Here is a 12,788-nt window from a genome sequence, read left to right on the forward strand (position 1 = left end):
TGCGATGATCCGCTCCCAACGCTGGAAGGGTGCCGCGTTCACGGTGCCCTTCCAGCTCGGCTTCGTCTTCCTGTACCTGATCCCGATCGGGTACGCCGTCTACCAGTCCCTCTTCAAGGTCCAGCAGTCCGGCCTCGGGCTCGGCGGCTCGACGCAGGAGTTCACCGGCCTCGCGAACTACCGCGAGGGGCTCACCGACTCCGCGTTCATGGGCTCCGTCCTGCGGGTCGTGGTCTTCGCCTGCGTGCAGATCCCGGTGATGCTGCTGATCAGCCTCGCCCTCGCGCTCCTGCTGGACGCGGTGACGGCACGGGCCGCGAGCCGCTTCCGCATCCTGCTGCTGGTGCCGTACATGATCCCCGGGGTCGTCGCGGCGCTCGTCTGGATCAACCTCTACAGCCCGGAGGTCGGCCCGCTCACCGCGCTCGGTGACGCCGTCGGCCTGCACTGGAACTTCTTCGCGCCGTCGATGGTGTGGCCGGCCATCGGCAACCTCCTCACCTGGCACGGCATCGGCTACAACATGGTGATCATTTACTCCGCGCTCCAGGCGGTCCCGCGCGAGCTGTTCGAGGCGGCCCGCCTCGACGGCGCCTCGGAGCTGCGGATCGCCCGCAGCATCAAGGTGCCCTACGTGCGGGGCGCGCTGGTGCTGACCGCGCTGCTGTCGATCATCCAGATGCTCCAGCTCTTCAACGAACCGGCCCTGTTCCGCAACGTCACCCCGCAGACGGTCGACGACAGCTTCACCCCGATCATGATCATCTACAACCAGGCGTTCAACGCCGGCAACTACCACTACGCCGCGACCCTCTCGGTGCTCCTCGCGCTGATTCTCGGACTCGCCTCCTTCGTCTTCTACCGGCTGACATCGAAGGAGACCGACTGATGACCCTGACCCGAGACCGCGCCCCGAAGACGGCGGTCCGCAGGCTCACGAAGCCCGACCCGCGCACGAGTTCGCGCGGCGGGCAGCGCTTCCTGCTGATCGGCCTGGCCCTCGCGAGCGTCTACAGCCTCTTCCCCGTGTGGTGGCTGATCGTGGCGGCCACGAAGGACCGCACCGGCCTCTACCAGTCCAACGGCCTGTGGTTCTCCGGCTGGCACCTCTGGGACAACCTGCACCAGCTGTTCACCTACGAGGACGGCATCTTCCTGCGCTGGACCGCCAACTCCCTGCTCTACGCGGGCGTCGGCTCCCTCGGCGGCACGCTCGTCGCCCTCGCCACCGGATACGGCCTGGCCCGCTTCGACTTCCCCGGCCGGGGCCTCGTCTTCGCGTCGGTGGTCGGCTCGTTCCTCATCCCGATCGCCCTCCTGACGCTCCCGCTGTATCTGCTGTTCTCCGAGATCGGCATGGTCGACACCCCCTGGGCGATGCTGATCCCCTGCCTGATCAACCCGTTCAGCGTGTACCTCGCGAAGGTCTACACCGAGTCGACGATCCCCTACGAACTCCTGGAGGCCGCCCGCCTCGACGGCGCGGGCGAGCTGCGGATCTTCTTCTCGATCGTGCTGCGCATGATGACGACCGGCGGTGCGACGGTGTTCCTGCTGGCCTTCGTCAACACGTGGAACTCCTTCTTCCTGCCGCTGACCGTGCTGCGCGGCGAGAACAACTGGACGCTGAACATCGGCCTCTACAACTGGTCCGGCAAGCGCCTGGAGTCCGGCGTCGACCTGACGAGCCTCGTGCTGACCGGCGCACTGCTGTCGATCGTCCCGATGGCGGTCATGATGGTCGCCATGCGCCGCTACTGGCGCTCGGGCGTCACCCTGGGAGCCCTCAAGTGACCGTCGCACGCAACCCGGTGATCCGCGGCTTCGCCCCCGACCCCTCGCTGGTGCGGGCGGGCGACTGGTACTACGTCGCGACCAGCTCCTTCGAATGGTTCCCGACGATCCCGATCCACCGCTCCCGCGACCTCGCGCACTGGGAGCACGCCGGACACGTGGCGGGCGCCGTCCCCGGCGACTGTCTCGCCGGGGTGCCCGACTCGGGCGGCATCTGGGCGCCGTCGCTGAGCTTCGACGGCGAGTCGTTCTGGATGGTGTACGCGATCGTCCGCTCGGTCGGCACGCCGTACTTCGACCTGGACACGTACGTCACCACCGCGCCCGACGCCGCCGGCCCCTGGTCCCGGCCCCGCCGGGTGGCGAGCCACGGCTTCGACCCCGCCCTCTTCCACGAGGACGGGCGGCTGTGGCTGCTCAACCTCCAGAACGACCACCGCCCCGCCGGGAACCGCTTCTCCGGGATCACGGCGACGGAACTGGACCGGGTCACGCTGAAGCCCCTCGGCGAGACCCACCTCCTCCTCCAGCACGAACGGCTCGTCGAGGGGCCGAAACTGCTGAAGCGCGACGGCTGGTACCACCTGGTGCTGGCCGAGGGCGGCACCGGTTTCGAACACGGCGTCCTGACGGCCCGCAGCCGCGCCCTGACCGGCCCGTACGAGGTGGCCGCCCGCCCCCTGCTGACCTCCCGGGACGCCCCCTGCCTGCCGCTCCAGAAAGCGGGGCACGCGGAGCTGGTGGAGACACCCGGCGGGGAGTGGTTCCTCAGCCACCTGGTGGGACGCCCACTCCGCACACCCCAGGGCCCGCGCTGCACGCTGGGGCGGGAGACGGCCGTCCAGGCGGTGGAGTGGGACGAGGAGGGGTGGCCCCGGCTGACGGGCGGGGGATGGCATCCGGCGGAGGAGGTGATCGTCCCGACGGTGGAGGCACCGGACGTACCAGAGGCCGACGCACCCGGCGTACCGGAGGCCGAAGCCTCGCCGAAAACGCCCCCGCACCCCCGACCCCAGCCCCGCCACCAGCCCCACGCCCACCCCTCACCCCCCTTGTCCTGGCCCTGGCGCACCCTCCGCGAACCCCCCTCCCCCACCTGGGCCGACACCACCACCCGCCCCGGCTGGATCCGCCTGCGCGGACGCCAGGGCCCGGAATCCCGCTGGGAGCAGAGCCTCCTGGCCCAGCCCCTCACCGAACACCACGCCACGGCCCAGGTCACCGTCGAGGCCCACCCGACGACGTTCACGCAGGCCGCCGGCCTGATCGTGCGCTACGCCGCAGAGGCGTACCTCAGCCTCGACCTCACCTGGTCGGAACCTCCGGGCGAGAAGCAGCGCGGCCAGCAGTGGCGCGGCGCGGGCCGTACCGTCCTCAGCCTGATCGACCGGGACGAGACGGGGACGCGGGAAGTCGCGGTCGTGGACATCGGCACGCACGAGCCGATCACGCTCGGCGTCTCGGTCGAGGGCGCCGAGGCCCGTTTCTGGTACCTGCGCGAGGGCGAGTTCACCCCGGTCGGCCCCCCGCTCGACGTGACCCGCCTCTCCGACGACCACGGCGGCGGGCTGCGCTTCACCGGTACCCTTGCCGGCATTCACGCCCGCGATCTCGTGGACGCCGCCTTCACGGCGGACTTCCGGGATTTCCGCCTGGAGTGCGAGGAACCGCCACAGAACTCCCGCTGAGTGTTCGGGGTTTCGAAAGTTCACGTCCGCGATCGCGATCAGGCGAACCCGTGACTCCCGGTGTCTTCCCGGCACGCTGCGGCACCCCTAAGATAGCAAGCGCTTTCTTTCAGCCGTGCGCTCGAAAAACGGCCGAAACAGCGCTGGTCGAGCTTTCGCTGGCCCAATGGCGGGCCGGAGAGGTGGGTTCCCTATGGTCCGCACGGCGAGTCCGAACGTGACGGCCGGACCGACGCTGGCGGTCGTGGCGCGGGAGGCGGGGGTGTCGGTGCCGACCGCCTCCAAGGTCGTCAACGGCCGGGAGGACGTCGCGCCGGAGACCCGTCGCCGGGTCACCGAGGCGCTGGACCGGCTGGGGTACGTGCGCAGACCGAGGTTCGACGCGTCGAAGCCGCCCCGGCTGGTCGACCTGGTGGTGCATTCGCTGGACAGCTCCTGGTCGGGCGCGGTCCTGCACGGAGTCGAACAGGCGGCGCACGAGGCCGGGTTGGACATCGTGGTCTCGGCGGGGCTCGGGCGGGGCGGGGGCGACCGTCCGCAACGCGGCTGGCTGGACAAGCTCACCGCCCGGGGTTCGGCCGGAGTCCTGTTCAACCTGGCCGAGTTGACGGACTCCCAGTACGCGTGGCTGGAGCAGCACCGCATCCCGTTCGTGATGATCGACCCGGCGCACGAACCGCCGCCCGGCGTGGTGTCGGTGGGCGCGGCGAACTGGCAGGGCGGGGTGAGCGCGACGGAGCACCTGCTGGCGCTCGGGCACGAGCGGATCGCCGTCGTCGCCGGACGCCGGCGCAAGCAGTGCAGCAACGCCCGGGTGGCCGGGTACCGTTCGGCGCTGGCGGCGGCGGGGCTGCCGCAGCGGCCCGAGTACGTCCGCTACGGCTGCTTCGAGGAGTCCACCGCGCGGCAGCGGATGCGCGAGCTGCTCGGCCTCCCCGAGCCGCCGACCGCCGTCTTCGTCTGCTCCGACCACATGGCCCTCGGCGTCTACCAGGCCCTGGCCGAGGCGGGGTTGAGGGTCCCGGACGACATCAGCGTCGTCGGCTTCGACGACCTCCCCGAGTCCCGCTGGGCCAGCCCCGGCCTCACCACCGTCCGCCAGCCGCTCGGCGAGATGGCCGCGACCGCGCTGCGCCTGCTGGTGCGGATGATGGACGGGGAGCGGCCGGAGGGGACGCGGACGGAGCTGTCGACGCGGTTGGTGACGAGGGCGAGCACGGCGGGGGTGGGCGCGCGGGTCCAGTACTTCTGACATCCGTCAGGACACCTGTGCCGCCCAGCGGATGCCGCCACGCAGGTGCTCCCTGAACGCGGGGTCGTCGTACGCCTCCTGCGCGTGGCCGAGTGCCGTGTAGAAGACGCGGCCCTCCCCCTGGTCCCGGGTCCAGGCCAGGGGATGGTCCGCGCCCATGCCGCCACCCTCGTAGGAGGACTCGTCGGCGGTCAGCAACACCCGTACGGAGCCCCGGGGGTTGGTGCGGAAGTCGTACCACTCGTCGGTGAAGTCCCAGACCTTCGGCAGGTGTCGGGTCGCGGGGTGGTCCGCGTCCTCCACGACCGCCTTGCCGGGCTGGTGGTCGGGGTGGCGGTCGAAGCGGGCGCCGAGGAGTTCGCCGTAGTACGGCCAGTCGTACTCGGTGGTGGACGCGGCGTGGACGCCGACGAAGCCGCCGCCCGACTCCACGTACTCCGCGAGGAGTTCACGTCCCTCGGGGGTGAGGACCTCGCCGCTCGTGGAGAGGAAGACGATCGCCGCGTACCGCCCGAGCGGGGACTCCAGGGCCGCCGGGTCCTCGGTGTGGTCCACCGTCCACTCCCCCATGATCGCGTGCAGGGCGTCCGCCGCGTAGGGAATGGAGTCGTGGCGGTAGCCGGTGGTGCGGGTGTAGACGAGCAGACGTGGTGCCATGGGACGACCCTATGCCGCCGGGCGGCCGGGACGGGCGTTCTGCGGGCGAGCGAAAATTTCGCGGTAACCGGTTGCCGAAAAACTCGGATGCCGTGCACCGCAGGGGCGGGCTAGTGTCCCGCGCTGATGATGCACGAGAACGAGATCCGGACCGACGCCGCTCTGGTGCGGCGGCTGCTGGCCGGCCAGTTCCCGGCGTGGGCGGGGCTGCCGGTGACCGAGGTGCGGACGGCGGCGACCAACAACGCGATCTACCGGCTGGGGGACGACCTGGTCGTGCGGCTGCCGATCGTCGAAGAGGCCGTGGAACAGGCCGAGTTCGAGGGGATGTGGCTGCCGAGGCTGGCGTCCGTGCTGCCGGTGGCGGTGCCCGAGCCGGTGGCGCTCGGGCGGCCCGCGGAGGGGTACCCGTTTCCCTGGTCGGTGTGCCGGTGGATCGAGGGGACGCATCCGACGGGGGCCGAAGGGGTGGGGTTCGCGCGGGAGTTGGGGGAGTTCGTCGCCGCGTTGCGCCGGGCCGATCCCGCCGAGGCGCCGACCGGGTACCGGGGTGTGCCGCTGCGGGACCGGGACGTGTCCACGCGCGCGTGGATCGCGACGGCCGCCGACGACATAGACGTGTCCGCCGCGCTCGCGGCCTGGGAGCACGCGCTCGCGCAGCCCGAGTGGGACGGCCCGCCGGTGTGGGCGCACTGCGATCTCATCCCCGGCAACATCCTCGTCTCCGAAGGCGAGTTGGGCGCGGTCATCGACTTCGGGGCGTCCGGGGTGGGTGATCCGGCCTGCGACGCGATACCCGCGTGGGCGCTGCTGGACCCGGCGCACCGGGACGCGTTCCGGGAGGCCGCCGGGTTCGACGACGCGACGTGGGCACGGGGGCGGGGGTGGGCGCTGACGTTCGTGAGCGGCATCGACTACTACCGGACGACCAACCCGGCCATGTCGGAGCTGGGGCTGCGGGCGGTGGAGGCGGTACTGACGGATTTCCGCCGGTGACGCCCGTCCGTTTGTGGGGATGCTTCGCGTAGGCTCGTACAGGATGAACACGATTCCCGCACGGCTCGACCATCTCGTGCTCGCGACACCCGAACTGTCCGCGACCATCGACGACTTCGCCCGGCGGACCGGGGTCGTGCCCGCGCCGGGCGGGGTGCATGTCGGGCTCGGTACCCGCAACCATCTGATCGGCCTCGGCGGCCGGGCCTATCTGGAGATCATCGGCCCCGACCCGGAACAGGCCGGGCACCCCGGGGCGCGGACGTTCGGCGTCGACCGGCTGACCGGGCCGCGCACCCTGTCCTGGGCGATCGGCCCGCCGGACATCGATCTGACGGTCGAGAGGGCGCGGGCGCGCGGCTACGACCCCGGCGACGTCCGGCCGATGAGCCGCCGCCGGCCCGACGGCACGCTCCTCGCGTGGCGCCTCACCGACGACGCCTCCGACTCCTCGGGACTCGTGCCGTTCCTCATCGACTGGGGTTCCTCACCGCATCCGAGCGACGGGCTGCCCGTCACCCCGCTGCTGGAGCTGTCGGCGACCGCGCCGGACCCTGCGGCGATCCTGCCGTCGCTCGCCGCGCTCGACGTCGAACTGTCGCTGTCCGAGGGCCCCTTGAGGATCTCGTTCACGCTCGACACCCCCAACGGGCCGGTCACCTTCGACTGACGGTCCGTCAAGCCGCTCTGATCAGGCGGAGTTGGCCGATCTCCGCGACGTTCTTCATGAGTTCGGCGTTCACCCAGGCCATCAGGTGGGCGATCGTCAGGCCGGCGTCCGAGGGCCAGGGGTAGGCGCAGGGGCGGTCGAGGCCGGCGTCCGTGAGGGTGGCCACGGCCGACGTCCACTCCTCGTACAGGCCGCGCAGCCAGTCGACGGCGCCGCCGGGGCCCGGCCAGTGGACGTCCTCCCGCCGGCGGGGTTCGCGGGCGAGGAGGTGGTCCGTCGCCGTGCCGAGCCACCAGCCGAGGTGCCAGGTGACCCAGGCGACCGTGGGGACCGGGACCGGGTCGGGTTCGGTGTCGGCCCAGTCCGGGGTCCAGCCGCCGGCGCCGTCCGGGTGGAGGGTCCAGCAGGTGGGCGCCGGTTCCCACAGGTGGTCGTCCGGTTCGAGGCGGTCGAGGTGGTACGTGAAGAGGGACCAGGTGAGGCCGGTCTGCCAGCGGAGGAGACCGAGGCGTGCGGGGGTGGTCATCGGGACACCCTGGCGACCGGGGTGGGGCCACGCAAACGGTTTCCGGGAGACGTCCGTTTTCTTCAAGACCGGGGTTCCTCCCCATCCCTACGCTGTCCCCATGACTCCACGATTCGACGCCATCGGCCTCCTCGTCCACGACATGGCGGCCTCCGTCGCCTTCTACCGCCGCCTCGGGTTCGTCTTCCCGGAAGGGGCCGAGCAGGAGGGCCACACCGAGGCCGCCCTCCCCGGCGGGCTGCGCCTCATGCTCGACACCGAGGACACCGTCCGCTCCTTCCTGCCGGACTTCGAGGCACCGGGTCCCGGCGGACGCGCCTCCCTGGCGCTGCTGTGCGACAGCCCCGGTGAAGTCGACGCCGTGTACGAGGAGTTGACGTCGGCCGGGTATCACGGCGAGGCGAAGCCGTGGGACGCGGTGTGGGGGCAGCGGTATGCGGTGGTGCACGATCCGGACGGCAACGGGGTGGATCTGTTCGCGCCGTCGGGACAGCCGGCCAAGCCCTGAGGCGGCCTGCGGGAGACACCCTCAGGGGACCAGCCTGCCCGGCGTCTCCCCCGTCAACTCCCGTACCTCCCGCGTCAGATGCGCCTGGTCCGCATACCCGGCCCGCACCGCCGTCTCCCCCGCCGGCACCCCCCTCCGCAGCAGCCCCAACGCCCGCTGCAACCGCAGGATCCGCGCCAGCGTCTTCGGCCCGTACCCGAACGCCTTCAGCGACCGCCGGTGCAACTGCCGCGCCCCGAGACCCAGTTCATCCGCCGACGCCGCGACCGAACGCCCCTCCCCCAAAGAAACCACCAGCCTCGACAGCAACGGGTCCGGCGGCACGGCCCGTTCGAGCGCCACCTCCTCCAGCCCCGTCGCCACGTCCGGCGCCGCCGACACCCGCGCGGCCAGCCTCCGCACCTCCGCGGCCGGCCACAGATCCGCCAGCTCGACCCGCCGGTCCCGGAGCTCGCACGCCGGAACCCCGAGCAGCGCCGGCGCCGTCCCGGGACAGAAACGCACCCCCGCCCAGAAAACCCCCGGCCCGCCGGGAACGTACGCCCGGGTATCGGGCCCCGCGACCAGCAGCCGCCCCTCGCTCCACAGCAGATCCATGCACCCGTCGGGCAGCACGGCACCCCCCGCCGCCGGCGTCTCGGGGGTGTTCGTCCACACCACCGCGCCACTCAGCCGGGACGGCCGCTCCTCGTACACACCTCCACGCTACGCCCTCCCCCGGTCCGGGAAAACGCGCGGCAACCGCTTGCACAACAGGCCCGCCGGTGTCGTCCGCAACCGCTTGCGCACCGCACGCCGACACCGCCCCCCCAAGGCCCCTCACTTCTCCCGCCGCTCCTCCCCCTCCGCCTTGGCCACCGTCTTCGCATGCGTCCGCAGCCGTGCCGTCACGTTCTCGTGCGGCAGGAAGCGCGACCAGCGCTCGGGGAACTCGGACGGCATGTCGGGGTCGTCGGGGTCCTCGTCGCCCTGGGCAGCGGACATGCGGGCGACGTACTCGACGACCTCCTCCTTGCGCTGCCGGTCGTTGGCGGCGCGGGCGGCGGCGGTCGCGGCGGCGGGCCAGACGCGGTCGATCGCGGCGTTGACGGCGGCGCCGACGAGGACGGCGAACGCGGAGACGCCGATCCACAGCATGACGGCGACGGCGGCGGCGAGGGAGCCGTAGATGCTGGCGCCCTCGATGGTGCTCTGGAGGTAGATCCGCAGCAGGAAGCTCCCGAGGACCCACATCGCGAGGGCGACCAGCGACCCCGGCACGTCCTCGATCCACGGCGAGCGCACCGGCACGGACACGTGGTAGAGCGTGGTCAGGAAGACGACCGACAGCAGGATCACGACCGGCCAGTACAGCACCTGCACGAGCGTCGCCGACCACGGCACGATCCGGACGACGGCGTCGGGCCCGGCGACCATCAGCGGCAGCGCGATCGCCCCGATGACCAGCGCGACGACGAACAGCGCGAACGCGACGAGCCGCGTCTTGACGATGCCGCGCACGCCGTCGAGGCCGTACATGACGGTGATCGTGTCGATGAACACGTTGACCGCGCGGGAGCCGGACCACAGGGCGAACAGGAACCCTATCGAGATGACGTCGGGCCGCCCGCCCTTCAGGACGTCGTCCAGGATCGGCTGGGCGAGCTGCTTGACGCCCTTGTCGGACAGCACCGTGCGCGACGCGTCGAGGAGGTTGCTCTCCAGGCTGGTGATGGTGTCGGTGCCGGTCCAGTCGTCGACGTAGCCGAGCAGCCCGATGAGGCTGAGCAGGAGCGGCGGCACGGACAGCAACGTGAAGAAAGCGGCTTCTGCCGCCAGGCCCAGGATCCGGTACTCGACGCACGAGTTGACGGTGTCCTTGAGCAGCAGCCAGGTGGTCCTGCGCATGGAGACGTCCCGGTAGAGGGCACGGGCCCGGTGGAAGCGCCCGCCGGGGACTTCGGGTCGCTCGGACGACTGACTTGCTGGCTGCACGCCCTAAAGGTATCCGCCGTCGGAGGTGCTCCTCATCCCAGGTCGCCCGGCGTCGGCGCACGTGGCGCCGGTGGAGGGGATAGGTTGCGCGCTATGGCAGGTACCACCCACACCGTCACCAATCAGCCTCCTCCCCTTGCCGCGTACGACCTGTACGGCACCGACCGGGTCCTGGTGGACGCCGTGGACCGGCATCTGCCGCCCGGCGCGCGGGCCGAGGCGCACGCGGAACTCTCCGAACTCGGCAGGTCCGCCGGTTCCGTACAGGTGCGCGAGTGGGCCGTACAGGCGGACGGGAATCCGCCCCGGCTGCGGACGCACGACCGGTACGGGAACCGGGTCGACGAGGTCGACTTCCACCCGGCGTGGCACCGGCTGCTCGGCAAGGGCGTCGGCTCGGGCCTGACGGGGGCCTGGACGCGGCCGGGCGGCCAGGTGCGGCGGGCGGCGGGGTTCCTGGTGTGGACGCAGGCCGACGCGGGGACGTGCTGCCCGCTGTCGATGACGCACGCGGCGGTCCCGGCGCTGCGGGCGGAGCCCTCGCTCGCCGCCGTGTGGGAGCCGTTGCTGACGTCGGCGCTGTACGAGCGGGAGCTGCGGCCCGTCGCCTCGAAGGGGGGTGCGCTGCTGGGGATGGGGATGACGGAGAAGCAGGGCGGGAGCGATGTCCGGGCTCTCACCACCGTCGCGCAACCGCTTTCAGAAACAGGCACGTACACCGTCACCGGGCACAAGTGGTTCTGCTCGGCGCCGATGTCGGACGGGTTCCTGGTGCTCGCGCGGGCGGCGGAGGGGCTGACGTGCTTCCTGGTGCCGCGTGTCCTGGACGACGGTTCCCGTAACCCGTTTCTGCTGCAACGCCTCAAGGACAAGCTCGGCAACCGGTCCAACGCGTCGGCGGAGGTGGAGTTCGACGGGACGTGGGCGCGGCGGGTCGGTGCGGAGGGGAACGGGGTCCGCACGATCATGGACATGGTCACGGCGACGCGCCTGGACTGTGTGCTGGGGTCGGCGGGGCTGATGCGGCAGGCCGTCGTGCAGGCGGTCCACCACTGCGCGCACCGGGAGGCGTTCGGCGGGAAGCTGTTCGACAAGCCGCTCATGCGGGGCGTCCTCGCGGATCTCGCGCTGGAGTCGGAGGCGGCGACGGTCCTCGGCATGCGGCTGGCGGCGGCCTGCGACGACGGGGGCGAGCGGGAGCGGGCGCTGCTGCGGATCGCGGTGCCGGCCGCCAAGTACTGGGTGACGAAGCGGTGTTCGCCGGTCGTCGTGGAGGCCGCCGAGTGTCTGGGCGGCAACGGATACGTCGAGGAGTCGGGGCTGCCCCGGCTGGTGCGGGAGTCGCCGCTGAACTCGGTGTGGGAGGGGGCGGGGAACGTCCAGGCGCTGGACGTGCTGCGGGCGCTGCGGCGGGAACCGGCCGCGCTGGACGCATACTTGCGCGAGGTGGGGCAGGCGCGGGGTGCCGATCACCGGCTCGACGCGGCGATCAAGGATCTGCTGACCGAACTCGCCGACCTGTCCGGTGTGGAGGCGCGGGCCCGGCGGCTCGCGGAACGGTTCGCGCTGGTCCTCCAGGGGTCGCTGCTGGTGCGTTTCGCGCCGCCCGAGGTCGCGGACGCGTTCTGCGCGTCGCGGCTGGGCGGGGACGCGGGGGCGACGTTCGGGGGGCTGCCGCACACGCTGGACCTGAGGGCGGTGGTGGAGCGGGCCCGGGCGGCGTAGGAACGGCGTAGGAACGGCGTAGAAACGCGGCGTGGAAAATCCGGCACGACGCACCCACGGGGTGGTGCCGCGCCGACACGGCACCACCCGCGCGTCCCCGATCCTGCGAGACCGGGGCCGCCGCTCTCGTCGGCGTGGCTCAATTTTCAAACAACGCAGGTGCCTTCACCAGGGTTGCAGGGGGTTGCAACGGCCCGGCGGGGATGACCCGAGTGGGCCCCGGCGTCTTTCCGGGGCGGCAGGATGGACCCCCGGCTGTCGTGAGCCTTGACATCCGTCGCCCGGCTCTCTTCCCTCTTCACCTCACGTCGTCTCCGGAGGCACCCGTGGCGAACCCGCCGATGAAGGCCGCGCAGAACGCGGCCGTGGACGCCGTCCGTCCGTCCCGGACGCTCCCGGGACGCCGGGTGCGCCCGGCCGCGCGCACGGTGATCGAGCAGTCCTGGGCGAGGGTCCTGCGGCGCGGTGTGAACCCCGAGCACGAGTTCGGCCCCGGCCTGCTGGCGCCGGACGAGGTGCACCGGCGGCGCGCGGCGTCACCGCTGCGGGAGGTGGTCCCGGTGCTGCGGGCGGGGCTGCTGCCCGGCGCGGACGACGCCCGGCACATCATGATCGTCGCCGACCAGGAGGGCCGGGTGCTGTGGCGGGAGGGCTGCTCCCCGGTGCTGCGCAAGGCGGACGAGGTGGGCCTGTGTCTCGGCGCGGACCTCAGCGAGGAGGTCGCGGGCACGAACGGCATCGGCACCCCGGCCGTCCTGCGCCGCCCGGTACAGGTGTTCGCCGGTGAGCACTTCGTCCGCTCGCTGACGCACCTCACCTGCGCGGGCGCCCCCATCACGGACCCGAGGGACGGCCGGCTCCTCGGGGTGGTCGACGTGAGCGGCCCGCAGGAGTCCCTGCACCCGGCGTCGCTGGCCTGGGTGGAGTCGGTGGCGAAGCTCGCGGAGGCGCGGCTGCGGGAGACGCACCTCGGTTCGCTCCAGCGGCTGCGGGCGGTG

At 72.0% G+C, this 12,788-nt stretch carries 13 protein-coding genes; 9 read left to right on the forward strand and 4 right to left on the reverse strand.

Translation table 11 applies throughout. The features are described 5' to 3' along the window. The first annotated feature begins 4 nt into the window (after positions 1 to 4). The 4 genes from ACVNF4_RS00295 (at position 5) to ACVNF4_RS00310 (ending at position 4,734) form a co-directional block, all read left to right on the forward strand. Positions 5 to 889, forward strand: a complete 885-nt coding sequence (locus ACVNF4_RS00295) for a carbohydrate ABC transporter permease (protein WP_461800551.1) — start codon at positions 5 to 7, stop codon at positions 887 to 889. Then, entirely contained in the window at positions 889 to 1,794 is a 906-nt protein-coding gene (locus ACVNF4_RS00300; RefSeq protein WP_461800552.1) for a carbohydrate ABC transporter permease, read from the forward strand. The genes ACVNF4_RS00295 and ACVNF4_RS00300 overlap by 1 nt, the downstream gene beginning before the upstream one ends. Beyond that, positions 1,791 to 3,482, forward strand: a complete 1,692-nt coding sequence (locus ACVNF4_RS00305; RefSeq protein ID WP_461800553.1) for a family 43 glycosylhydrolase — start codon at positions 1,791 to 1,793, stop codon at positions 3,480 to 3,482. Before ACVNF4_RS00300 ends, ACVNF4_RS00305 begins: the two co-directional genes overlap by 4 nt. 193 nt (positions 3,483 to 3,675) lie before the next feature. Next, entirely contained in the window at positions 3,676 to 4,734 is a 1,059-nt protein-coding gene (locus tag ACVNF4_RS00310; protein ID WP_461800554.1) for a LacI family DNA-binding transcriptional regulator, read from the forward strand. A 6-nt stretch (positions 4,735 to 4,740) separates the two neighbouring features. Here the strand turns inward: ACVNF4_RS00310 and ACVNF4_RS00315 are convergent, their stop codons facing one another. Next, positions 4,741 to 5,391, reverse strand: a complete 651-nt coding sequence (locus ACVNF4_RS00315; protein WP_461800555.1) for a ThuA domain-containing protein — start codon at positions 5,389 to 5,391, stop codon at positions 4,741 to 4,743. Positions 5,392 to 5,517: 126 nt separating this feature from the next. Between ACVNF4_RS00315 and ACVNF4_RS00320 the strand changes: the two genes are divergently transcribed. Together ACVNF4_RS00320 and ACVNF4_RS00325 are read left to right on the forward strand one after the other, a co-directional pair. Next, positions 5,518 to 6,387 (forward strand): aminoglycoside phosphotransferase family protein, encoded by an 870-nt coding sequence (locus tag ACVNF4_RS00320; protein WP_461800556.1) that lies wholly within the window; start codon positions 5,518 to 5,520, stop codon positions 6,385 to 6,387. Between the two features lie 43 nt (positions 6,388 to 6,430). Next, positions 6,431 to 7,057 carry a VOC family protein gene (locus ACVNF4_RS00325; RefSeq protein WP_461800557.1) on the forward strand — a complete coding sequence of 209 codons (627 nt, stop codon included), beginning with the start codon at positions 6,431 to 6,433 and terminating at the stop codon, positions 7,055 to 7,057. A 7-nt stretch (positions 7,058 to 7,064) separates the two neighbouring features. Here ACVNF4_RS00325 and ACVNF4_RS00330 read toward each other — a convergent pair whose 3' ends face one another. Beyond that, positions 7,065 to 7,583: a DinB family protein gene (locus ACVNF4_RS00330; RefSeq protein WP_461800558.1), complete on the reverse strand. Its 519-nt coding sequence runs from the start codon at positions 7,581 to 7,583 to the stop codon at positions 7,065 to 7,067. A 100-nt stretch (positions 7,584 to 7,683) separates the two neighbouring features. Between ACVNF4_RS00330 and ACVNF4_RS00335 the strand changes: the two genes are divergently transcribed. Further along, complete coding sequence (locus tag ACVNF4_RS00335) at positions 7,684 to 8,091, forward strand: VOC family protein (protein WP_461800559.1); 408 nt, start codon at positions 7,684 to 7,686, stop codon at positions 8,089 to 8,091. Positions 8,092 to 8,112: 21 nt separating this feature from the next. On the opposite strand, the gene ACVNF4_RS00340 is transcribed toward ACVNF4_RS00335, so the two are convergent. Next, on the reverse strand, positions 8,113 to 8,787 hold the full coding sequence (locus tag ACVNF4_RS00340) for a helix-turn-helix transcriptional regulator (RefSeq protein ID WP_461800560.1): 675 nt from the start codon (positions 8,785 to 8,787) through the stop codon (positions 8,113 to 8,115). Between the two features lie 123 nt (positions 8,788 to 8,910). After that, entirely contained in the window at positions 8,911 to 10,065 is a 1,155-nt protein-coding gene (locus tag ACVNF4_RS00345) for a YihY/virulence factor BrkB family protein (protein WP_461800561.1), read from the reverse strand. Positions 10,066 to 10,158: 93 nt separating this feature from the next. Between ACVNF4_RS00345 and ACVNF4_RS00350 the strand changes: the two genes are divergently transcribed. After that, positions 10,159 to 11,790 (forward strand): acyl-CoA dehydrogenase family protein, encoded by a 1,632-nt coding sequence (locus ACVNF4_RS00350; protein ID WP_461800562.1) that lies wholly within the window; start codon positions 10,159 to 10,161, stop codon positions 11,788 to 11,790. 326 nt (positions 11,791 to 12,116) lie between these two features. After that, positions 12,117 to 12,788: GAF domain-containing protein (locus ACVNF4_RS00355; protein ID WP_461800563.1), on the forward strand; the 672-nt coding region annotated here is incomplete at its 3' end.

The sequence above is a fragment of the Streptomyces sp. S6 genome (assembly GCF_054880855.1).